Source organism: Shewanella sp. DNRA4, assembly GCF_012843185.1.
In the GTDB taxonomy this organism is placed as follows: domain Bacteria; phylum Pseudomonadota; class Gammaproteobacteria; order Enterobacterales; family Shewanellaceae; genus Shewanella; species Shewanella xiamenensis.
This window is the reverse complement of the sequence record NZ_JABAIP010000007.1, coordinates 124,028-147,615: the sequence shown is the minus strand read 5'-3', so window position 1 is coordinate 147,615 and position 23,588 is coordinate 124,028. Positions and strand designations below refer to the sequence as shown.

Sequence of the window (23,588 nt, the reverse complement as noted above, 5' to 3'; positions counted from 1 at the left end):
ACACCTAAAGCCTAAGTTAAAGTGTGATCTTGCGGACAATTTAGGGTTTTTATGTAATAAAAATACGTCAGTTGCGATCTTATGTGTCTTTTTTGTCTAAAATAAGCCGAGTACAGTAAACAGATATTACTCAAACTTGTGATTTAACCTCAAAAATCTCATTTTTCAGTCATCTGTGCTTAAGCTACTATACTTGCCCTTAAGTTTAGTTTGATGAAATTGGCGTGACACGCTCAATAAGGATAGTCACTTGGAGTTAACACTTTACGTTAAATTTTTTCTTGGCCTGGTTGCCATTATCAACCCTATTGGTTTGTTGCCAGTGTTTGTGAGCTTAACCAGCCATCAAACTGAAGCCGAGCGTAACCATACGGGTAAAGTGGCTAACTTTGCGGTGGTGGTGATCCTGTTGGTGACCATAGTCGCGGGACAACATATTTTGAATATGTTTAGCATTTCACTTTCGGCTTTCAGGATCGCTGGCGGCACGCTGATCGCGATTATTGCGATGTCGATGTTGCAGGGTAAATTGGGCGAAGTAAAACGTAACCAAGAGGAAGACCGCGAATCTTCGGCTATGGAGTCCGTGGCGGTTGTGCCGTTAGCCTTGCCGTTAATGGCTGGTCCAGGGGCGATTAGCTCGGTGATTGTGTTTGCCGCTGAGCATAATTCATTATCCAATTTTATTGCGATGTTTATTACCGTGATTATTTTTGGTTTGGTGAGTTTCGGCCTATTTCGAATGGCATCTATTATCTATAAAATTCTAGGTAAAACAGGAATTAACGTGATTACCCGTCTTATGGGATTATTAATGCTCTCGATTGGTATCGAAGTCATTGCCGCTGGGATTAAAGGCTTATTCCCACAACTTTTTAGCTAAAAATCGGAATGCGGGAGGCCATTTCCTCCCGCTGTTGCGGTTGCAGTTTTCATTTGCTTTTATCACACGAAATTTTCTCCCTTGGCCTATTTATAGCCTTATCTCGGAAAGCGGTTGTAGCCTTGTATTGTCGCAACCATTTGTTTTTATAATAATTAGTATTTTCTAAATTAGCGTTATTCTATCGTTATCATTAACATCCTGTGCTATATAATAGGTTAACAATTTAGCCCTAAGTCGATTAAGGATATCCCTATGAAATGGCAATGGATTGGCAACCTCAGCTTAAAGCAAAAATTACTCATGGTTGTATTGCCCCCTTTATTTGCGTGTTTTTTATATGGCGCGCTATTTCTCATCGAAAAGTATGAATATCGTCAAGAGCTGAAAGTCGTCGTGCAGCTAAGCGAATTGGCGGTGACAAACAGTAACTTTGTCCATGAGTTGCAAAAAGAACGGGGCATGAGTGCCGGATTTATAGGCTCAGCGGGCAAGGCATTCGCAGGCAAAATACCCAGTCAAAGGCAATTGACAGATACTCAGCTCAAATATTTCCAATCTTTTATTGAAAACCACAATTTACCCGCAGTGTTTGCGCCGAAACTACGCGATCTAAATACTCAACTCAGTAAATTAGCTTCAATTCGCTCGCAGGTTGATAACCTGTCAATCAGTGTTGCCGATGAAGTAGCCTATTATACGGCGCTCAACCGAGAGCTACTTGCGATTGTTGATGAGACTGCTAAAACGGGTGCTAATCAAGAAATTGCCATCAAAGCGGCTGCATTTAGTGCCTTCCTACAAATGAAAGAACGGGCAGGGATTGAGAGGGCAGTATTAAGTTCGACATTTGGACAAGCAGGGTTTAAGCCTAAGGTTTACGCAAAGTTTATTACCCTAGTTTCTGAGCAAAATAGCTATTTAGAGCGTTTTATTGCATTGGCAACACCTAATTTGGTTGATGCCATTAACCGCATTCAAAATTCTAATGAAGTTAAAGACGTTGAATCGCTAAGACAAATTGCATTTGACCAAGATAACCAGAAAATTCAACAACAAAATCCAGAAGACTGGTTTGCTAAATCTTCAGCTCGGATTGACAGCTTGCGGGATTTTGAGCAGCAAGTTTCAGCTGATCTTTTGAATATCACCCATGAACGTCTTGCATCTGCCAATCAACAAATGTTTTTTGTGTTGGCGACGTTAAGCTTGGTGCTGATCATTGTTCTTTTGCTCAGTTTATCGGTGATCCGATACTTACATACGAGTGTGCATCATCTTTATTCCACGGTTACACAAGCACGAAAACACTACGACCTCAGTGTTCGGTTAAACCACAGCAGCCAAGATGAATTTGGTGAACTTGCCTTAGCTTTCAACGAGATGATGAGTGATTTTGAAAACGTTATCTTACAAGTGCGTGCCAGTGCTAGCAAACTACAGCAGGCGGTTGAACAAATGGATGTTTGCACCCATGCCATGGAGCAAGATGTGATGGCAGGCCACAGTGAGGCTGAGCAAGTGGCATCGGCGATGACAGAAATGAGTGCGACCGTTGCCGAAATTGCGAGTAATGCTGTACAGGCATCAGAAGCATCAAATTCGGCTAACCAAGAGGCCAAAACCGGTAACCTTGAAGTTGGCAGAACCAGCAAAGCAATAAAAGCACTAGCGGATGATATTAATGGTGCTTCACAGGCCATCAATGAACTCGATAGAGAAATTCACGGTATTGTGGTGGTATTAGATGTAATTAACAGCATTGCAGAACAAACTAATCTGTTAGCACTTAACGCCGCAATTGAGGCCGCCAGAGCTGGTGAGATGGGTAGGGGATTTGCCGTGGTAGCCGATGAGGTCAGAAGCTTAGCGCAGCGTTCGCAGACATCGACGTCTGACATTAAGAATATGACTGACAGATTAAAGTCCAGCGCTAATTTAGCGGTAAAAGCCATGGATCGCGGATTAGCACAGGCCAATACCAGCGTCCAAGAAGCGGAGCAAGCAGGTATTGAACTTAAACGTATTGTTGAACAAGTCGATATCATTAACCGCATGAATGAGCAAATTGCGACAGCCACCCATGAACAATCCGCAGTGTCTGAAGATGTAAATCGTAATGCGTTAAAGATCAGCGATATTTACTTAAACACTCAACGTATCTCCGATGAGCTAAGGGAATTGACTAAAGCATTGACCTATGACTCCGAACTCATGTCTAAAGAAGTCCATAAATTTACTGTAAAATAGTGCATTGGTTAATTTTAGCGCCATGAACGAGGGCGGTTTGTCTAGCAATTGTGCAACCGCCTGAAATCGATTCTTTTTTACTTGACCATACAAAGGCTTTTGCGTACAGTACCGCTCCGTTAACGATGAAAGCTTACACGTTAAGCATTATTCAATTCGATTAACCGTGTTCATTGACACGTAAAAGCTAATGACAACAATCTGGTGAGATGTCCGAGTGGCCGAAGGAGCACGCCTGGAAAGTGTGTATACGGAAACGTATCGAGGGTTCGACTCCCTCTCTCACCGCCACATTCTAAGAACCCGATCACATGGTCGGGTTTTTTCTTTTCTATCATAAACCTATGAATTATAGTTGCTAAATCCAATGGCTCACCAACCTTTGGCACCTTAAGGTGGTACAAAACGATGGCATTTATGACTCAACCATACCGCGATCTAAAGTCTGGGATCTGGAAAATCCGTAAGGAAATTTCAGTGCATTTACGTCCGTTCCTTGATGGCAAAGTAGAGCTAAAACGAAGTCTAGGGACTAAGGATGCCTATGAAGCTAAAACAACTGCGGGTGGTGTGATTGTGGAGTTTGAGTCAGCTATAGCTTTGTTACGTCAAGAAAAAGAGCAGAAAATAACACCTGTACTGTTAGTTTGAGGGAGCAAAGCCATCAGGAGGATTACCATGCACGTGGCGGTCGATCTCGATAAACAAAACGCCTGCAATTGCAGGCGTTCTTCGATGGGCTTAGTCGGTGCTCAATTGTCATTAAAACAGGCTATTTCTTAACCCATTTGCCTTGAGCATTTTGCACATAGTTGCCTTTGTCTGTAGCCGCGATGGCTTTTTCACCAGCTAATTTGGCGACATCTGCGGCTGAAATATTATTCTTTTTGGCGATGGTTTCGTAGTGAGCGCGGCGCTTGTTGTTGACTTCATCCATCACGGCTTTGGCATCGCTATTATTTTGCACTAGACCTAAATAGCCATTGAGTTGCTCACCTAAGTAACCTTGGGATTTGGCTTCCTGCAATGACATGGCAAGGGCGTTTAAGCTGAATAAACTCAGTCCGAGCAACAGGAGTAATGTTGGCTTTTGTAGCAGGGTCTTGAGTGACATTGATTTCATCGTATATTCCTTAATTCTTTGTGATTAGAACAACTTATCATCTGACAGAAGCTGGTCTAGCTCCTTGTCCACTTTGATTTTTATCTCGTGTTCAATTTTCACATTGAGATTAATCACAATCGGTTTATCCGGCGGCTCAATTTTTACTGTAGGCGCACAGCCTTGCAATGTGCCCAGTAGCAGCAATGCACCTAAACTGACTTGCTGTAATTGAATGATCTTCACTGAGGGTTCCTTTTACTTCACGGATTTTTCAATTCTATCCTGCAGATCGTTACCAATCTGAAGGCTCCTGAATAATTGCAGCATGTTCTCTTCATGAGAGTAATTCAAGTGGATAGGGCGTTCAATCCCTTTGCTGCGACCTTTGACTTCCACTAATAGGTTGGCATCGCCAGTTTGATCCATATCGAAACTACTGGATAACTGGCTGTATTCTAAGTGTTCGAGTGCCGAAAATACAAAGTCGAGATAAGGTTGTGATTGGCGCATTTGATCGACAGCCGGATTGCCAGATATGGCAATTAAACCGCCAGGCGCGCGGGCCGCTAATTGGCCGCCGCTGATCGACACTTTACCATCGACTAAGTCCACGGGTAACACGCCATCGAATATGCCATCGGCATATATGCCTATTTGGGGTTGAATTCGCAGTACTTCTTCAAGATTCATGCCCTGCAATAACAAGTAAGCGTGGGATTTATCCTGTAGTTTTAAATTAAAATCCGGTAGTAAAAATTGGCCGTTCAATACTTTACCCTTGGCGGTCATCGACACGTCGGTATCACTTAAGCCCGTGAGTTGTTGCAGCCAATTATCGGGAAGCTTCTCTGCATCTTTGCCTAGGACAATATCGGCCTCTACTTCGATATCGGTCAAGGGGAAGCCGGGATCAAACAAGTTAAAGTTTATCATGGTCTGCGGGCAGTTCAGTCGACTTAAACTGCTGAAATCACCTGATGCTTGCGGCGTTTTATAGGATTGTCCCCAAGTGAACTCGCATTGGGCCTGTAATTTACCGCCCTCGAAGAGAATGTCTTTGTAAAAACCTTCCAGCTCGGTCATCGATTGGGTAATTTGCATCGCAAATTGGGTTTGTTCGGGCTGATGTGTCAGTTTAAATTGTGCCTGTAATTGGTTATGCCCGGTCATATTAAACTCAGTGGGTAACGGCTGGGTTTGATTAAGCAAAGATAGTGCCTCTGTCATGCTGGTATCGGCAACCCACTGGCCAGTTAACAGCAGCGGCAAGTTTGCATTGGCGAACTGCAATTGATGATGGCTTTGAAGTTGAACATTGCCGACTTGCCACTGTTCATTGCCGATAAGCGTGTTATTTTTCCAATGTAAATCTTGCACTAGGGCTAAGTTATCCAGCTTAAGCACAGTTTGTTTACGTGTACGTCCCTTCGCCGAGAGCAGCTTTTCAATTGATAACTGTTTGGCTTGCCAGTGGAGTGTATTTTTGATTTGGCTCGATTGAATCGCTGTTAAAAAAGGATTTTGGCTCGAAAAATTCACTGCCACGCCCTGTGATAATCCAAGGGAAAAATCCTGCACTGTTATATCGCTGCGGCTACTCAGACTGGTTTTTGTGCTGTTAATTAAGGCCTGCGTTTGGTGTTGTGCATGGGTATTGTCTATTGCAAGTGTTTCTACCGCTTGGCTAAAACGCAGTTGTGCCAGCGTGAGTGACATTGGAGGTAAGTTAAGCGCAAATTGACTCCCCACCGCGGTAGTCGCATCCTGTGCTGAAAATGATGTTGAGCTAAATGTGAGTGGAGCCTTGGCGTTTAGTTCAATATTGCCTAAGCCCAACTGGGTTTGTTTATTTTGAGGATCAGATGCTCGTGTTGCCTTATCTAGCTGAATATCCCTAAGTGTTAATTGCAGTGTATCCGTTGACTCAGTAGAGAAGGGCGCTGTCTTAAGTTGCCAATCGATGCCTTGGACTGACTGTTTAAGAGCCATCGTTCCGGCAGTTTGCAAAGCGCCAGAGCCCCAATTTAACGCTTGAGGTGCATCTTGCCAGCGCTTGTGTAAGTCAAGGTCACGTAAGTTGAGCGGAGTATTTTGTTGAAGAGCGATGTGCCACTGCGTTTGCAACATCGATGTATCCGACTCTTTGGTTAAGCACTTGTTATTTAAGCGAGTGTTGGAGAGACGAATGTGCGTCTCCAGTTTACTGCCTAAGGTGGATAATTCCACCGCGGGCAAGGTTAACGGCTCATCTGATTTTGCCAGGGCATAATGCAGCGGCTCAGTCATCAAGAATACCAGTCCAATGGGAGACTCGGTGCTTTTAAGCCCTGAGAGTAAAGTGTTAAGCGTTTGATAGTCAGCAGCGTCTAACTGCAAAGAGTGATTAAGGGCATCTAATAACAGCGCTTCTTGCGCGGCATTGGGCGTTAACGCAAGGCTAAAAGGCTCGAGTGTTAGATTCAGTGCTGCTAACGGACCACTGACACCAAACGCCAGTGTTGGTTGTGGTGCTAAGGTAAAGTCTGCAAAATGCGCCAAAGTGACACTCGGCTGGATAAACCGATGGTCACTCTTTATATCGCCCGTCGTGAGCTTGAAAGTACTTTGCGAGACTAACTGACCACTCAGTGTCATGCCAAGCGCTTGCCATTGTTGATCCCATTGTATCAATTGGCTAAGAATACTGGTTGGCGTTTGGCGCAGGCTAATTTGATGCAGACTCTCCAGCAGCGGCGCGATGTTCAGTTCACTTTTTAACGTCCATTCATCGCTGCCGAGTGTTGCAGCTAAGCTGATAAGCGGCTCGTCTTCGTGGCTAAAGGCGGTGGTTAATTGTCCATAATGATTAAGGCTGAGTTTATCCATCACCAGTTGATAGGCGCTGTGATTGGCTTGTGCCTTTAGCTTCAGTGTGGTTTTACCTATCTCAATTAAGGGTAATGAGTTGATGTTTAGCGCTATTGCGGGCGTTTGTTCATCGGCAATATTGGGGCTTCGCTCAAAGAGTGATTGACCGAGCTCCACTTCAATCTCACCTGTACTAATACGTTTGATTTTTTGGCTCAAGACATCAAGCTGGGCCAACTGGAGGAGTTCTGCAATACTTTGGGGCCAGCTTAATGCCAGTTGAACATCCAGATTTTTTACCACTAAGTGCGAGTCATGCACGCGCAGGTTGGCAGAACTGACTTGCCAATGTGCTAAGCCCATTTTTCCTAAGCGAATATCGGTTAGCTCACTGTCCATGCCGCTTAAGGCATAATTGGCGGCACGCAGAATAAGGGTTTCGGTCTCACTATTGACAATCCATACAGTAAGCGCAATACCCACTAACATACCTGCCACTGTGGTGGCGATAAGGCTTTGTTTGACGCGCTTTTTGATTGTTGTTTTGCGTCTAGGCACGCCAGTTTCTACCGCTTGGGAATGTGACGTAGCAGCCGAGCTCGCCTGCGGTGCGTGTTCGGCGCTAGCCTTTTTCAGTGGTATTGGCGTCTTAACCATGTGAGTCGAATATCATCCTTATCATCAATGCGCTGTCGTTCACTCTAGTGCTGGCGATTGGAATACCAGCGATAAAGGGGCGTGGGATGAACGCCAGTTTAACACTCCACTACGTGGCTGACTAATTTTGCGATGGGTCTTGCTATGGGCAAATGAGGTTGAGTGCCTACTCAATCATCTTGATTTTACAGGCACTTATTCTGTAGTGACCTAAACCGATGTTAACCTAATAATTGGGCACCAATGACGGCAAGGCCTGACACGAGTGCAAGCACTAAGCCTAATGTTCCCCCTGCGACGCGGTAGCCTTGGGGAAGATTGGCGTTATCCCGTTGTTTTCTTTGTACCCATACCATGGAAACAGGTAAAAAAATCGCGAGGATCACTAGGGCAATTGCCGCATAACCTAGGGCGGTAATAAATCCCTGTGGGTAAAAAAGGGCAAAGCCTAATGGCGGCACAAAAGTGATCGCCGCGGTGATACTGCGACCCGTCGCATTATCTTCTTGCCTTAAGTTGGCGGCTATAAAGTCAAATAGACCTAGGCTCACCCCTAAAAATGAGGTCGCCAGGGCAAGATCGGCAAACACACTGATCGCTGAGCTTAAGGATTGACTGTGCAGTACACTGGCTAACTGATTGATAAAGCCTGAAAGACTCTGATTTGTCATCAGTTGGCTTTGGCTGAGCACGCCTTGACTGCCCAGTTGCCACAGCAGGTAAATCAGCAGCGGTAATGCCGAGCCGAGCAACATGATTTTACGCAGGCTTTTGACCTCAACGCCTAAGTAGCGCACCACGGACGGAATCGAGCCATGAAAACCAAACGAGGTAAAAATCACTGGGATGGCCGACACAATAAGCCCTTGCTCCAGCGGCAATTCGAGTAAATGTGTGCCTTCCACCTGCGGCAGTAATAACGCCAGCATCAAGATCAACGCAATGATTTTCAAACTAAAGAGCACGCGATTAATCAAATCGACACAATGGGTGCCTAAGCCGACAATGGTGCCGACTAACAGGGTAAAGAAGATGGCGCCGGCCTGTGGCGGCAGATTTAATCCTAACCAAGCATTGAGCTTTTGATTGACTTGCTCGCCGCCACCCGCGATGTAGGCGGCGCACAGGGCGTAGAGTAAAAACATCAGGGCAACACTGGCAATCACTTGGCCTTTAACGCCCAAAAGCGTGCGGGCTAATTGGTTCAGGCTGGCATCACTCGGGGCAAATTGATGGATTTCAACCATAAGTAGGGCGGTGTAGGCCATCAATGCCCAGAGGATTAGCATAATCATGCTCGATACACCAAAGCCGAGTCCTGCTGAGGCGATGGGGAGTGCGAGCATGCCCGCGCCAATGGTGGTGCCTGCGATCAGCAGTAAACTGCCGAAAAATTTATTTTGTGTCATAACTTACGCTCAAACGTCTTAATGAATGGCTCGAATATCTCAGTTAAAAGAGATAAAGGCTTAAGCAGAATGGCGGCGCGATACGGCGGCTGAGAGCTGTACCAGTACCAGTACAAAGCGTTGGGTTCGTGGCGCAATCTGCGGATCGTTGGGGATATGGCCACAATGGAAGGTCAGGCGAGTGTGCCTATCTATGCCATTGCGGCTACAGATAGGGATAATAAGCTGTTGTAATACACATAAAACGCGCCTTTGATTGGGTTTAATTCGACACTTAAATTACATCTAATGACTTCATCACATCTAATTGCTTGGTCACATCACATAACGAAGGCAATTCGGCCTGTTTTTAAAATTTGTCTTAAATGTTAATAAGTTGAGTCAACGCCTCGATGCCAATATCGAGTACGCTGGCTACGATAGGCAGTTAAGGTGTACTTGTCAACCATTACAACAGTATTTTGCTGATTTTTTGTCAATTACGATGTGATGGCTGATGAGAAGGTATACGGTTTTAGGATTCACTATTTGGGGGGGGAAGGGTTTTAAGGCGCATGATAGAGCGTGGGATGTGGTGTTGGCTAACACTGCGTAAAGAGAGGGTTGCTGCCGCAGACCAAAAAGGCTTGCGGCAGATACTGGTGCAGTAGTGCTTAGTTTTTAGCTTATTTTTGCAGTGCTTTTTGATGGCGAGCGAGTAGATTAGCCGTGATATCACTTAAGCTCAGTTGTTGATCTTCAAGCAGCACTAATAAGTGGTACATGAGATCTGATGCCTCATTAATCAGCTCTTCTTTATCGTGAGTCGCAGCGGCCAGCGCGGTTTCTAGTCCTTCTTCACCGACTTTTTGGGCGATGCGTTTGGTGCCACGGGCAAATAAGGAGGCGGTGTAGCTCGATTCTGGACTTTGCCCTTTACGTGAGGCGATAAGCTCGGCCAGATTGTTTAAAAACGGGTGAGCTTGGCCATCGAGCCAGCAGCTTTCGGTGCCTTTATGGCAGGTTGGGCCATTGGGCAACACCTGTACCAACAGGCTGTCGTTATCACAGTCTTTATCGATGGCAACCAATTTGAGGGTATGACCTGAGGTTTCTCCCTTGGTCCATAAACGTTGCTTAGAGCGGCTAAAAAACGTCACATCACCTGTTGCCAGAGTTTGTTCCAGCGCGGCTTTATCCATATACCCGAGCATTAATACCTTGCCTGATAAGTGGTTTTGGATAACAGCAGGGATAAGTCCATCCTGTTTGTCCCAATCCAGCTTGCTAAAATCCGACTTAGTGTTTGTTTGCGTTGACATAGTATTCACTCTTAATCTATTTGTAGAACCTAGAACCTAGAACCTAGAACCTAGAACCTAGAACCTAGAACCTAGAACCTAGAACCTAGAACCTAGAACCTAGAACCTAGAACCTAGAACCTAGAACCGCTCTAGCGTCTAATCGCGATGCCTTCGGCCGCTAAATATTGTTTTAACTCGCCGATATTGATAATGGCTTTATGGAACACGCTGGCCGCCAGCGCCGCATCCACCTTCGCATCGATAAACACATCGCGAAAATGCGCCATAGTGCCAGCGCCGCCCGAGGCGATTAAGGGCACGTCGCACAGCTGGCGTACTAGGCTTAACTGTTTGATATCATAGCCACCGCGCACACCATCTTGGTTCATCACGTTGAGCACGATTTCGCCGCAGCCGCGTTGTTGTACTTCCTCAACCCAGTCTTGGGTGTACCAAGCGGTTTCTTTGGTGGCGGCTTCATCACCAGTGAATTGCTTCACTTTATAACTGTCGCTTGCCGCATCATAAAAAGAGTCTATGCCGATCACGATACATTGACGGCCAAATTCATCCTGTAGGCGTGAGATTAAACTCGGATCGCTAAGGGCAGGTGAGTTGACCGAAATTTTATCCGCGCCAAAGGCCAGTAACTCACGGGCCTGACTGATGGTTTTAATGCCGCCGGCGACGCAAAAGGGGATATCGATTTGCTCCGCCACTCGGCTCACCCAAGACTTATCGACTACACGGTCGTGGGCACTGGCGGTGATATCGTAAAACACCAGTTCGTCGGCGCCCTCAGCGGCATAACGCGCCGCGAGTGGCACTATATCCCCAACAATTTCATGGTTGCGAAACTGTACGCCCTTGACCACGCAGCCATCTTTCACATCTAAACAGGGGACTATTCGTTTGGCCAGCATTGGATTGCCTCCGCCACATTAAACTGATTGATAAGTAAAGCTTTACCGATAATGATCCCCGCAGCACCACAGTCTCTGACGGCGGCAACATCCTCAAGGGTGGCAATGCCGCCAGAGGCTTGCCACGCGATATCGGGATAGCGGCTGGATAGCTCACGGTAGAGTGCGGTATTGGCGCCTGTGAGGGTGCCATCACGGCTGATGTCAGTTACTAGCGCATGTTTAAGTCCCACTTGGCTAAAGTCTTCAACGATAGATTCTAAACTCTTACCTCCACCGCTTTGCCAGCCAGAAACCGCGACGATTTTCTCGCCGCTCTGATTGATATTCACATCCAGTGCGAGGCAAATTGCCTCGCTGCCAAACTTGTTAAACCAGCCTTTGACTAACTCGGGCTCTTTGACGGCGAGCGAGCCTATCACCACGCGTTTAACCCCAAGGGATAATAACTCGGCGACTTGCTCTTCAGTGCGGATCCCGCCGCCCACCTGAATATTGGCGTTAAGTCCTGCTGTCAGCTTGGCAATCAAAGCTGTTTGGCGTTTAGCAGGATCTTTGGCGCCAGTTAAATCCACGATATGCAGCCAGTTTGCCCCTTGGTCTTGATAGGATTGCAACTGGGCCAGTGGGCTTAAATCGAAGGTGGTCTGCTGCCCATAATCCCCTTGGTAGAGCCTAACTACTTTGCCATCAATTAAATCAATTGCTGGAATGATCATCTGTTGTCCTTAATTCCTTGTGTGCATTTGCTGCCGCGCTTTATTGCTGAATGTTGTGGCTGAAAAATAGTGGTGGCTCAGCCAAACTTAGCGCCCCAAAACTTAGCTCAGTCAAAAGCTAATAAGCGATTGCATTTATTGCATTTTTAAAAAGTTACCTAGGATTTGTGCGCCCACGGCGGCGCTCTTCTCGGGGTGAAATTGCACGCCCATAAAGTTGTCTTTACCGATGGCGGCGCTAAAGTCCTCACCATAACGGCATTGTGCCAAGGTGTAGTCGCTTAATGGTGCGCGGTAACTGTGCACAAAATACACGTAACTACCGGCTGGAACACCGGCAAACAGCGGGTGAACCTGAGACGGATTACTAAAGGTCAGTTGGTTCCAACCCATGTGCGGCAGAGGTAAACCTTCGGCCTTAAGCGTTTGACGGTCTAGCTCGTCAATCTCGGTTGGAATAATGCCTAAGCATTGGCAATCCTGCGCTTGGCCGCCGCGTTCTTTAGAGAGGAGGGTAAGCATTTGCATCCCTAAACAGACGCCCAGCACGGGTTGAGTTAACCCTTGAATTAATTCGACTAAGGCTTTTTCCGTTAATAAAGCCATCGCAGCGCCAGCGCTGCCGACACCTGGCAGTACCACCCGTTTGGCGGCTTTAATGCTGGCTTTGTCATCGGTGACTAACACCTTAGCGCCGAGACGCTCAAAGGCGAAACGGACCGAACTTAAGTTGGCGCAACCTGTGTCTATGATGACAACATCAAATTCATCTATGTTTGCTGACATTGGGTTTTCCTATTGATGGGTCAGTGGGGAAGCGGTTTGTCGCCGCATTCCCGAAACTGCCCCTCGTTAAAATCATCAGGCTTTATGTTATTTGCTCACGTACCTATTTTCAGTCAAGAAGCAGATAACAAATGTTTTAGCGCGGTGTTAGAGCACGCCTTTACTCGATGGCAACACATCACCTTCGACTTTTACGGCCTGACGCAGCGCGCGACCAAGCACTTTAAATAGCGCTTCGACCTTGTGGTGATCGTTGTCTCCTTCTGCTGCCACATGTAGGGTGCAGCGTAGGCCATCGGCAAAAGATCGGAAAAAGTGCGGTACCATTTCGGTTGCCATTTCACCGACTTTTTCACGTTCAAATTGGGCGGCGAATTTAATAAAAGGCCTGCCGGAAAGATCGAGTAAGCATTCGCCTTTGGCCTCATCCATCGGCAAACTAAAACCAAAGCGGGCAATACCGCGTTTATCGCCCAGTGCTTGGCGCAGCGCATCCCCAATTGCCAATGCCGTGTCTTCAACGCTGTGGTGATCGTCTATTTCAAGATCGCCATCGACATTCACCTCCATTTTGAAATTCCCGTGGGTGGCGATTTGATCCAGCATATGGTCGAAGAATCCAATGCCAGTGTTAATGGCGCCTTTGCTGGCATTGTCGAGATCGACAGTCACGCGAATATCGGTTTCCTTGGTGGTGCGTACCACAGTCGCGGTGCGGCCCTTATTGAGTAAGGCATCGGCAATCGCGTCCCAGCCTAGGCTGCCACGCTGATATTGAAAGCTTTTAATCCCCATGGCATTACCCAGCTCCACATCTGTGTGTCTGTCACCAATCACGGCGGACTGGGTAAAGTCGACGTTGCCTTGGGTTAAAAAGTCTTTTACAAGTCCCAGTTTAGGTTTACGGCAGCTGCAATTTTCATCGTTAAAGTGTGGGCAGATGAGCACATCTTCAAACTTAACCCCTTGGCTAGACAGGATTTGCATCATCATATTGTGCGGCGCATCGAAATCTTCCTGCGGGAAGGAAGGGGTACCGAGTCCATCCTGATTGCTGACCATTACCAACTTAAAACCGGCTTTTTGCAGGCGCAATAAGGCGGGGATCACTTGGGGCTCGAATACCAGTTTGGCGAGGCTATCGACCTGTTTGTCGGTGATGGGCTCTTCAATCAAGGTGCCATCGCGGTCGATAAAAAGTATTTTCTGGGCGACATTTGGGGTAAATACTGGGTTCATGCTGCTACCTTTCAATTCAGTTTGTTATCTTTATAAAATCAGTCTATTAGGCCAATGCTGTTATAAGACTTGCACCCAAAGCTCACAGCTTTTGCGATTCAAAGAGTGACACTAAGCGGTCGGTGTCAGCCTGAGAGCTAAAGCTAAAACGAATGGCTTTTGCCAGCCTTGGGTCCTTATAGGCTCGTGCGACAATGCCATTGTCGATAAGCAGCTGTGCCACTGTTGCTACGTCGTCAAACTCGGCTAAGACATAGTTGCCATTAGGTTTTAGCACGGCGCCGCCCCATTGCTCGCAGTACAAATTCAGCGCCGCCGCGAGTCGCTCTCCCTGAGTATTGAGCGCTTTGACTTGGGTTTTCATCCGCGCAATCCCAGCAGCTGAGAGCGCTTGCACGGCCACTTCACTTACGGGCAATGGCACGGGATAGGGCGCAATTACCCGCATGATGATTTCGATAATTTCTTCATTGGCAAGCAAAAAGCCGCAGCGCGCGCCTGCTAAGGCAAAGGCTTTTGAGAGGGTGCGCAGTACAACGAGATTTGGGTAAGACTCGAGTAAATCCGCGACGCTATATTCTGGGCAAAATTCGATATAAGCCTCATCGACCACGACAATGGAGTCGGGTAGGGCTTGGATGGCTTGCTCTATGCGCGCCTTATCAATCACAGTGCCAGTTGGGTTATTGGGATTGCAGATAAACACTAACTTAGCGCCGCGCGTGGCCGTTGCAAAGTCGGCAGGGAGACCGTATTCAGCACTTAAGCTTAATGCCTTAACGCCTACATTAAAGGTTTGTGCGCTAATGGCGTACATGCCATAAGTGGGCCCAAAGGTCGCAATGGAATCTATGCCTGGGATGCAAAAGGCACGAATAAGTAGCTCGATGGCCTCATCGGCGCCGCGACTGGCGACAATTTTGCTTTCCACTACACCGCTATATTGGCTATAGGCATTGATTAACGCGGGCGGTTGGCACTCGGGGTAACGATTTAACTTAGATAAATCGAGTTCGCCGACGGCCACATTATTAAAGGGCGATTCGTTAGCGTTGATCCAAATATCCCCACGACCACCGAGCCTGCGAGCACTTTGGTACGGTGTTAACTCGAGCAGTTCGGGCCGCGCAAGACGGGCGGCAAGGGTTGTTGGCTCGATGCTTGTGTTATCGAGAGTATTGTTATCGAGAGTGTTGCTGGCGCTATTGGCGCTCGGAACCTTTGTTACTGGCACATTGCTCGTTGGCGCTTGGCTAATTGGTACTTGGCTCATCCTATATCATCCTAAGTCTTGCTACGGCTTTCATTAACGCTGAAGCGTACTGTTATTTCGTCTTGCTACTATCAGTCCTTAAGACTGGCTAAGCGTATCGCGACCGCATTTTTATGGGCATCGAGTAACTCATTGCTGGCAAGGGTCATCACCGCTTGCCCGAGTCCGAGTAGGCCCTTGGCACTGAGTTCTTGCACCGTAAAGCGGCGGCTAAAGTCGGCCAAGGAGAGGCTCGATACCGCGCGGCTGTAACCGTAAGTCGGCAATACATGGTTAGTTCCACTGGCATAATCTCCAACCGATTCAGGTGTATAGGCGCCTAAAAACACTGAGCCTGCGGCACGAATATGATTTAGTACGTCCCGTGGGAAGCGGGTTTGAATAATTAAGTGTTCAGGCCCGTAACGATTCGATACCTGTGCTGCTTCCAGCATATCTTTGACTAAAATGGTGCGGCTACTGTTTAGGGCAGTTGCGGCAATCTCTTGGCGTGGCAGAGCGGCCAGTTGTGACTCGAGTGCTTGATTCACAGCTTGTGCTAATGGCTCAGAATCCGTGACTAAAATGACCTGCGAATCTGGACCATGCTCTGCTTGCGAGAGTAAATCTGCGGCAATAAACTGCGCATTGGCATCGCTATCGGCAATCACTAATACCTCGGAAGGGCCTGCGGGCATATCAATAGATACAGTGCAGCGACCGTCCTGCGAGACTAAGCGCTTGGCTTCGGTGACATAACGATTGCCTGGGCCAAAAATCTTATCGACGCTGGGAATCGTTTCAGTGCCAAAGGCCAGTGCGGCAATGGCCTGCGCGCCGCCCACTTGATAGATTTCGGTGATCCCACAGGCGTTTGCCGCATACACAATTGCATCGTTAATCGGCGGCGGACTCACCAATACGCGTTTTTCGCAGCCAGCAATTTTGGCAGGTAGGGCCAACATCAGTACGGTTGAGATTAATGGGGCGCTGCCACCGGGAATATATAAACCGACTTTTTCAATCGGTTCGCTACGAAGCTCGCAGCGAACCCCCGCTTGGGTTTCAATGTCGATGGGGCGAAATTGCTGCGCGCTGTGGAACACATCAATATTGGCCATCGCTTGGGCAATGGCGGCTTTAAGTTCGGGCGATACCCGCGCGCTGGCGGCGCTAATCTCGCTTTCACTTAAACGCAGACTGTCGATATTTGCACTATTAAAGCCATCAAACTTTTGATTAAACTCTTTCAATGCTGCATCGCCACGGCTAGCAACGGCATCGATAATTGCCCGAACACGTTGTTCTAAGCCGCTGTCACCAATTAAAGGTGAGCGTTGGAGCGCGGCTTTTTGTTCATCGGTGGATAACGCTGCCCAAGTCAAAATATCCATAGATCACCCCATCATTTTTTCAATTGGCATGACGAGGATTGAGCTGGCACCGAGCGCGGTGAGTTCTTCCATGGTGTCCCAGAATAAATCTTCGGTACTCACGGCGTGAATGGCCACTCGATTAGTATCGTCGTTTAATGGCAGTACTGTTGGGTTTTCGGCGCCGGGCAGCAGGGCGACAATTTGATCTAGGGTTTCAGTGGGCGCGTGCAGTAAAATATATTTACTTTCACGGGCGCGGATCACGCCGTTTACGCGGGATAAAATCCGATCGATTAAGGCTTGTTTGCTCGGCGTTTGAGTTTGGGTCGATTGAATAATGCAGGCCATGGAGCGGTAGATGACTTCAGTCTCGTATAAACCATTGGCTTCAAGGGTTGCGCCAGTGGAGACTAAGTCACAAATGCCATCGGCAAGCCCTGCACGCGGTGCAACTTCAACCGAGCCTTTTAACATACAATCGCGATAATTTATGCCTTTTTGTTGCATAAAACGGCGCAGCAGATTGGGGTAGGAGGTGGCAATTCTCAAGCCTTCTAGGGATGAGGCATCGGCATAGCTAAATTCGGTTGGCACGGCTAACGAGAGACGACAGGCGCCAAAATCTAATTGGCGTAATTTTACATATTCAGCTGGTTTATTTAGGGTTTGGCGTTCGATTTGCTCTTCTTCGAGCACGTTCTCACCAATAATGCCTAAATCGACCACGCCATCCATCACCAGTCCTGGAATATCATCGTCACGTACTCTGAGTAAATCGATAGGCATGTTGTCTGCGTGTGCGATAAGACGTTGTTCGTTAATGGAAAACTTAACACCGCAGCTCTTGAGTAATTGCTGAGAGTCGGTTGATAGGCGACCCGATTTTTGAATGGCAATACGTAAACGGTTTGATTCAGTCATAATTTTATCTCGCTCAAAGTTAACAAATTCAAAATGATATTCTTTCGTTTCACGCTTTAACTGGTTTATCGGCACCGCCAGTAAATGTGGCGGTTAACATATTGAAATTAATTACTAATTATCTATTAAATCGTTAGTTAAAAAGCCCAAAAGCAAAAACCCCCGGAATTCCTTCCAGGGGTTTATGATCATCTTTGAATCAGTCCGCCAGAAGGATATAGTCCTTCGGCAGTGAGCGTCCGAAGGCTACCGCATATGGTGGTGATGGTGGATAGCGTTCAGTAGTTGGCTCATATGACTCTCTATACTCTGTGATTCTGTTGAATTTGGTGTTGGTGGATACTTATCCATCGAACGTTTTTTTAAGCTAACCGCTTTCTGTGCCGTTTGCAACAGCTAATTTTAACTAAATAAGAATATTTATGCGTTTTGTGAAAATGTTTCATCTTGGTGGTCGCAGGACGATAATCTGCTTATCGCAAGGAGGGGTGAATTAGGGGATAGGCACAAAGCCGATGCTGCATTTAGACAAATTCGGCTGGCGGTAAGTATGGTAAATCTTGTCTAACAGCGTTCAATCTAGACTGGCGGTTGTTGCTAAGTGTCAGTCACAGCGATAATGCAGGATTAGCGCGTGACATGCCTTTTACCGTGTTAAATATTCTCCAAACAGGCGATCAACTGTTTGTTGGCAATATTTGTCTTCACCACGCCAATATTCGGCAAATACCCAGTCATTTTTGCCTTGGCGTTGTCTATCGACAGTATTGGGTTTTAATATTCCCAGACTGGCTAATATTTCGATTAATATTTGTCGCTCAGCTTTACTCGACTTAATCACATTCGCTAATCTTTTCTCTAGTGTACTGGGATAATCGCTCGGGTCTGACGTTTCGATAATCGTTAAGATCTCCCTAAAACAGGCCATATCTTCTGACGTCGGCTCTGGAAGATGGGCATTAATAAATTGGCTTAAATCAAAATAGGTATACAAAATATCCCCATGGCGCACGCCGCCCCATTTTATACGCTCGAAATTGAATACGTTAATATCCACCTCGATATAGGATTCGCTTCCTCTGATGCCATATTGACTGTCTCGGCAAATGCCGCAGGTATAGGAGTGTGCAGTTGGTTTGCCATCCTTATAAGAAGAGCCTGAAATGACAGGTGTGTATTGATGAAATGGGATTTTTTGGGCGATCGCATAGGATGCAAGGGATGAGCGCCAATCCAATCGCCTAGAGGTTAAACTGCTTAAAAATCCTTTTGTTACTTGTGCTGGCGAAATGCCTCTAACTAGCGATGTGATGGCAAGGATGCATTCATCGTGGCAGATAGTTAAAGGCTCAAACATTAATCCTTTCGATTTGGCATAGATAAAGTCGGGATCGGAGATACTTCTGTTTTTTACGTCAATCCAACCATTCTTCCAATAGGTGGAGAATAAAATCCTTTTTGCTTTTTTATCCATAGCTGATTCTATTTTATCCTTTAACAATTGTTTTAATTTATCTTATAAAAGCGCAATTAAAGCGGTTAGCTCTCTAAATTCATATAAGCATCGTTTTGATAGTAATAACTGACAGCATGAATTATGTCATGCAAGGTAGCATGTGGCAGCTGTTGCACTAAATTAGCCTTGATGCTTTGCAAATCCGCAATGCTTAAAAAGTATTGATAACCTTGAGTTTGCGGGTAGAGAGGCTCATCCTGTTGGTCGCGTTCTTCTTCAAGCTCATCGTCAATGATTAACACCGACATTGTGGGACTTAATGGTTGTTCTAGGGCTTTGTACACATCCAAGTGCCACGAAAAAGAACCTAGTTGGGATAATAGGGTTTCCAAGGTTAATGTTAATCGCATGAAATATCCTTTTGAGCGAGCTTCATTTACATCATTATGGCGAGTGAATTTTGGTTAAGGATTCAATAGACCTAGCATGAATTCGGTTAACGCAAATGATGAGAAAATAAACAGTAAATTAATCAAAGCCCGCATAATCCAAGGTAATGTACCGTAGGAAAGGCGATATTTATTTGAGGCAATCACTATAACTCCCATGATGGCAAACCAAGGTGTAAAAAAGAATATGGTTTGCCGTTTAACCAGAGCAACAGCAAGATCATGTAGTGCACCGCTGACCAAAAAGGTGACTAGTACGGCGAGCCACATCGGCAGAAACTGACTGATAGGGCGCATAACATTGCGGGATAAATAATAACCCCAAATCGGATTCCAATAATGCCAAAAAATGGGGAATGACTTAGCACCCAGGGCGCGTGATAGCATATTCCTCATCGAGTGACTGGCACCCAGTGGAACACCATTTCGCTTTTTCACATATTGTGACAAGGATAAGGTCGTTGGCATGGTTAATCTCCGCCTAATGCTTACCACTGAGTGCGTAGCTTGGTACACGTCTCGTAATGTCAGACCTCATGTTCAGATAATTGTTATAGCTTTATTCTTTAATTCCATGCTTTGCGAGAAAAGGTCTAATACGCTCAATTAATTTAGATTGTTTTGTTTGTGCTTCTTGCATGGCGATTTGTGCTCCAGTTTGCATCAATTGTGGCGTTTTTTCTAAGAGTTTTTTACCTGTAGAAGTTTGATAAAATTGGGTTATTTTAATGATTTCTTCATTTGTGAAAGCTTCAGAGTACTGTTTTTTTAATTCGTTTATCACTCTGGGACGATCAACATCTTCATTAAACCATGCTCTATAAATACCCTTAAGTTCTTCTTTAGCCTTATTATCTAATTTATAGTTGGTGGCTATTTGGTCTACTATTGGTAACATAGCTTCAAATCCACCAGCCATTTGTTTATCGATTGACATCACTCTAAACATTTCATCTATTGGTGCTTCTTGCGCTACTACGGGAGTAGATAAAATAAATAACATTAACGGTAATAATTGGAACTTTTTCATTTTATATCCTTAATCATCTCAACGTTTATAAACGTAAACCTTAATTGAGTTATATATCCATAATTGAAGCTTCGTGCAAAATTAAGTCATTAGCACAATCATTAACGCAACTTAGCAGCTTATCACTTAGCAAGCAATCGGAGAAAAGTTGAGTTAAGCCTTTGGTTGTTAAATCATTTAAACTACGCTACTCCATGTTTTAGCTCAAGAAGCTCGGCGCTAGATTAAAACTATTGGTATTATCAGGCGGGCTTAATTACACTGCGGCAACAGCGTTATGCTTCTTAGCGAAGGCTAACGCCTTAACCCACAACCCGCTTTTTTGAATCGTTTTTATAGGAACTCGCTCGCCATTGACTCACTCTCGACGCTCAGCTCCGCGGCAAGCTAAACATCAGCAATCAAATCAGCAGTCGCTTGATGCTCCTCGTTCGATGAGCAGATTGACGAATGAGGTGCTGCGCGCTTTTGCCAACGATGGCGTGCTCGCTACGCATATTCAAGGGTTCAGTGCGCGTCAGAGTCAGGTTGATATGGCGCAAATCATCAGTGAAGCGATTGCGAGTAAGGGCAATGCACTGATCGAAGCGGGTACAGGGGTCGGTAAAACCTTCGCCTATTTAATTCCCGCTATGTTAAGTGGCAAACAAGTGATTGTCAGTACTGGCAGTAAAAACTTGCAGGAACAATTGTTTTTAAAGGATTTACCCGCATTGATATCTATGCTTGGGATTGCGCCCAAGCTTGCGCTATTAAAAGGTCGCAATAACTATTTGTGTCAGTATCGGCTTGATAGGCAGATGCAGGAGGCCAGCCATATTGAGGCGCGATTATTGGACGATTTACTCAAAATCAACCAATGGGCGGGCATGAGTAAAGACGGCGATATTGGTGGCTTAACCTCAGTGCCTGAACATTCTCCCGCGCTTCCCTTAGTCGTCAGTACCAAAGAGACCTGTCTTGGCCAGCGCTGCGAATTTTATGATGCCTGTTTTACCCGTAAGGCTCGCAGCCGCGCGATGGATGCGAAAATCATCGTCGTAAATCATCACTTATTCTTTGCAGACAGTGTGTTAAAGGACACAGGCTTTGCTGAATTATTACCCGATCCCGATGTGGTGATCTTCGATGAAGCGCATTTGCTGCCGGATATCTGCGTCAGTTATTTTGGCCAGCAATCCTCGAGTCGCACTATTGATGACTACCTGCAAAAGTTATTGCAGATTTATCAAACTGAGCTCAGCGATACGGGGCAGATTGCCCAATTTTGTCAGCGTTGTTTAGCCAAATTGAGTGACTGGCATAATGGATTGTTTTCGATTGCCGAGTCGGATTGGCGAATGCTGCTTGGCAATAAGTCAATTGCGCTAGCATCATGGGATTTACTCGCAGAGTTAACCGCGCTGCAAAAACTCTTGCTCGCCCATGTGGGGCGCAGTGAGTTATTAGATGATATTGCCGTTAAACTGGCGGACCTTAACCATAAGCTCAATCAGTTTTTCCAATGTGACAATCCACAGGCTGCCTATAGTGTTGAATTTGGTAGCCGTTTTGTGATGCTACGGATTTCACCGATTAATATTGCCCGCGAATGTCAGCAGTTATTTGTGGCCAATACTAGCTGGATTTTTACCTCGGCAACCTTACAAGTGAACCGCAGCCTAGGACATTTTGCCAAGGAGTTAGGGATCAGTGAGGCCAAGGCGCATATTTTGGATAGTCCCTTTGATTATCCGCGTCAGGCGTTATTTTGTGTGCCGAGGCAACTGGGCAATGTGGCGAATCAGCAGCAAGCAGTCAAACAGTTAGTCGATGTATGTGTCAAAGCGATTGAGGCAGCGCAGGGGCGAACCTTTATTTTGTTTACCAGCCATAAAATGCTTGAGCAAACGGCGTTGGCATTGCGAACTCGGACTCAATATCCGTTGCTGGTGCAGGGCCAAGCGGGTAAACAGAGCTTGCTCACAAAGTTTCGCCAACTGGGCAATGCGGTATTACTTGGCACCAGCAGTTTTTGGGAGGGGGTAGATGTGCGTGGCAAGTTATTAAGCTGCGTGATTATTGATAAATTGCCGTTTGTCTCGCCCGATGAGCCGCTTTACCGTGCCCGCGCCGACAATATTAGTCGTCAGGGCGGCGATCCTTTTACTCAAGTGTCATTACCTCAGGCGATTATTGCGCTCAAACAAGGGGTTGGACGTTTGATCCGTGACGAAAAGGACTGCGGCGTATTAATCCTGTGTGATAATCGGATTGTGAATCGCGCCTACGGACAGGCATTTTTAAACTCCCTGCCGCCGATGGCGCGCACCCGTGATTTAGATAAAGCCTTGGCGTTCTTGAGAACAATACCTTGACACTCGTCTTATGGTTTACTTGGGATGCTTAAATTTTTTTATTTTTATGGAATATGAGCGAAGTATTCAGTTGTTAGATATACATTAAGGCGATACAAACGGGGATAAAAAATGCCACCTGTGAGCAATAGATGGCAAACACCCTTGGAGGTGGGTCAAGTGGCATCCTGCCAAATGGTTCCATTCAAAACAAGTTATTCTTCGGCTTTTGGCTTTAGATTTTTAGTGAGTTAATGGCATGCTTTGCAGGCATCAGCAGGTGCTTTTTCTTCATGAGCGATATGGCAATTAGTGCATGTTAAAACACCATCATGCTTAGTATGAGCTTCACCTGCGAGTGTTTTCATTTCGCCATGGCATGATACACATTGCTCATTTTCAAAAACATAATCCGCAGAAGGTGTTTTATCCTTATGGCATGATTCACAGTCTGATCTTTCTGAATGGCTGTCGGCAAGTGATGCCGCCATTAAACTAGTAGAGAAACACAGTGCACACATGAGCATCATCTTTTTAAGCATGTTATTTTCCTTCTTTTATTGTGGGTTAAATTATCATTCTCAAGCCAGCAAATAAGCTCTTATTCGATCATAAAGAGCTAGTGGCGCAATATAAGCAATGTGCAAACATTGCATTTTTAAATGTC

Annotated in this window: 21 protein-coding genes and 1 tRNA gene; 5 read left to right on the top strand and 17 right to left on the bottom strand. The window is 46.1% G+C overall.

Annotated elements, in window-relative coordinates:
* Nucleotides 1–250: 250 nt before the first annotated feature.
* The 4 genes from HG547_RS09455 to HG547_RS09440 all read left to right on the top strand — a co-directional run bounded on the left by HG547_RS09455 (nt 251) and on the right by HG547_RS09440 (nt 3,784).
* Complete coding sequence (locus tag HG547_RS09455) at nt 251–883, top strand: YchE family NAAT transporter (RefSeq protein WP_011072194.1); 633 nt, start codon at nt 251–253, stop codon at nt 881–883.
* A 255-nt stretch (nt 884–1,138) separates the two neighbouring features.
* Entirely contained in the window at nt 1,139–3,133 is a 1,995-nt protein-coding gene (locus tag HG547_RS09450) for a nitrate- and nitrite sensing domain-containing protein (RefSeq protein ID WP_169547702.1), read from the top strand.
* 203 nt (nt 3,134–3,336) lie between these two features.
* A tRNA-Ser gene (locus tag HG547_RS09445) sits at nt 3,337–3,424 on the top strand.
* A 126-nt stretch (nt 3,425–3,550) separates the two neighbouring features.
* Entirely contained in the window at nt 3,551–3,784 is a 234-nt protein-coding gene (locus tag HG547_RS09440; protein ID WP_248278729.1) for a DUF6538 domain-containing protein, read from the top strand.
* Between the two features lie 121 nt (nt 3,785–3,905).
* Here the strand turns inward: HG547_RS09440 and HG547_RS09435 are convergent, their stop codons facing one another.
* The 16 genes from HG547_RS09435 to HG547_RS09360 form a co-directional block, all read right to left on the bottom strand.
* Nucleotides 3,906–4,256, bottom strand: a complete 351-nt coding sequence (locus HG547_RS09435; protein ID WP_037417891.1) for a YdbL family protein — start codon at nt 4,254–4,256, stop codon at nt 3,906–3,908.
* 24 nt (nt 4,257–4,280) lie between these two features.
* Nucleotides 4,281–4,481, bottom strand: a complete 201-nt coding sequence (locus tag HG547_RS09430) for a YnbE family lipoprotein (RefSeq protein WP_011072131.1) — start codon at nt 4,479–4,481, stop codon at nt 4,281–4,283.
* A 12-nt stretch (nt 4,482–4,493) separates the two neighbouring features.
* Nucleotides 4,494–7,742, bottom strand: coding sequence for a YdbH domain-containing protein (locus HG547_RS09425; RefSeq protein ID WP_169547701.1), 3,249 nt, complete (start codon nt 7,740–7,742; stop codon nt 4,494–4,496).
* A gap of 221 nt (nt 7,743–7,963) precedes the next feature.
* On the bottom strand, nt 7,964–9,151 hold the full coding sequence (locus tag HG547_RS09420; RefSeq protein ID WP_169547700.1) for an aromatic amino acid transport family protein: 1,188 nt from the start codon (nt 9,149–9,151) through the stop codon (nt 7,964–7,966).
* A 665-nt stretch (nt 9,152–9,816) separates the two neighbouring features.
* Nucleotides 9,817–10,452 carry a bifunctional phosphoribosyl-AMP cyclohydrolase/phosphoribosyl-ATP diphosphatase HisIE gene (gene hisIE / locus HG547_RS09415; RefSeq protein WP_037427777.1) on the bottom strand — a complete coding sequence of 212 codons (636 nt, stop codon included), beginning with the start codon at nt 10,450–10,452 and terminating at the stop codon, nt 9,817–9,819.
* A gap of 131 nt (nt 10,453–10,583) precedes the next feature.
* Entirely contained in the window at nt 10,584–11,357 is a 774-nt protein-coding gene (hisF, locus tag HG547_RS09410) for an imidazole glycerol phosphate synthase subunit HisF (RefSeq protein WP_047535524.1), read from the bottom strand.
* On the bottom strand, nt 11,339–12,076 hold the full coding sequence (gene hisA, locus HG547_RS09405; protein WP_169547699.1) for a 1-(5-phosphoribosyl)-5-[(5-phosphoribosylamino)methylideneamino]imidazole-4-carboxamide isomerase: 738 nt from the start codon (nt 12,074–12,076) through the stop codon (nt 11,339–11,341). The genes hisF and hisA overlap by 19 nt, the downstream gene beginning before the upstream one ends.
* A gap of 135 nt (nt 12,077–12,211) precedes the next feature.
* A complete protein-coding gene (gene hisH, locus HG547_RS09400; protein ID WP_169547698.1) occupies nt 12,212–12,862 on the bottom strand; it encodes an imidazole glycerol phosphate synthase subunit HisH in 651 nt (216 codons plus the stop codon).
* Nucleotides 12,863–13,009: 147 nt separating this feature from the next.
* Nucleotides 13,010–14,101: a bifunctional histidinol-phosphatase/imidazoleglycerol-phosphate dehydratase HisB gene (gene hisB / locus HG547_RS09395; RefSeq protein WP_169547697.1), complete on the bottom strand. Its 1,092-nt coding sequence runs from the start codon at nt 14,099–14,101 to the stop codon at nt 13,010–13,012.
* 82 nt (nt 14,102–14,183) lie between these two features.
* A complete protein-coding gene (gene hisC, locus HG547_RS09390; protein ID WP_169547696.1) occupies nt 14,184–15,374 on the bottom strand; it encodes a histidinol-phosphate transaminase in 1,191 nt (396 codons plus the stop codon).
* A 71-nt stretch (nt 15,375–15,445) separates the two neighbouring features.
* Nucleotides 15,446–16,747 carry a histidinol dehydrogenase gene (gene hisD / locus HG547_RS09385; protein ID WP_169547695.1) on the bottom strand — a complete coding sequence of 434 codons (1,302 nt, stop codon included), beginning with the start codon at nt 16,745–16,747 and terminating at the stop codon, nt 15,446–15,448.
* Nucleotides 16,748–16,750: 3 nt separating this feature from the next.
* Nucleotides 16,751–17,650: an ATP phosphoribosyltransferase gene (gene hisG / locus HG547_RS09380; protein WP_169547694.1), complete on the bottom strand. Its 900-nt coding sequence runs from the start codon at nt 17,648–17,650 to the stop codon at nt 16,751–16,753.
* A 646-nt stretch (nt 17,651–18,296) separates the two neighbouring features.
* A complete protein-coding gene (locus HG547_RS09375; protein WP_169547693.1) occupies nt 18,297–19,124 on the bottom strand; it encodes a hypothetical protein in 828 nt (275 codons plus the stop codon).
* Nucleotides 19,125–19,189: 65 nt separating this feature from the next.
* Nucleotides 19,190–19,516 carry a hypothetical protein gene (locus HG547_RS09370; protein ID WP_037417911.1) on the bottom strand — a complete coding sequence of 109 codons (327 nt, stop codon included), beginning with the start codon at nt 19,514–19,516 and terminating at the stop codon, nt 19,190–19,192.
* Nucleotides 19,517–19,570: 54 nt separating this feature from the next.
* A complete protein-coding gene (locus HG547_RS09365; protein ID WP_169547692.1) occupies nt 19,571–20,023 on the bottom strand; it encodes an acyltransferase in 453 nt (150 codons plus the stop codon).
* 91 nt (nt 20,024–20,114) lie between these two features.
* Nucleotides 20,115–20,585 (bottom strand): DUF2059 domain-containing protein, encoded by a 471-nt coding sequence (locus HG547_RS09360; RefSeq protein ID WP_055648367.1) that lies wholly within the window; start codon nt 20,583–20,585, stop codon nt 20,115–20,117.
* Between the two features lie 434 nt (nt 20,586–21,019).
* Between HG547_RS09360 and HG547_RS09355 the strand changes: the two genes are divergently transcribed.
* Nucleotides 21,020–22,942: an ATP-dependent DNA helicase gene (locus tag HG547_RS09355; protein ID WP_169547691.1), complete on the top strand. Its 1,923-nt coding sequence runs from the start codon at nt 21,020–21,022 to the stop codon at nt 22,940–22,942.
* A 230-nt stretch (nt 22,943–23,172) separates the two neighbouring features.
* On the opposite strand, the gene HG547_RS09350 is transcribed toward HG547_RS09355, so the two are convergent.
* Nucleotides 23,173–23,463 (bottom strand): cytochrome c3 family protein, encoded by a 291-nt coding sequence (locus HG547_RS09350; protein WP_037417920.1) that lies wholly within the window; start codon nt 23,461–23,463, stop codon nt 23,173–23,175.
* Nucleotides 23,464–23,588 lie beyond the last annotated feature (125 nt).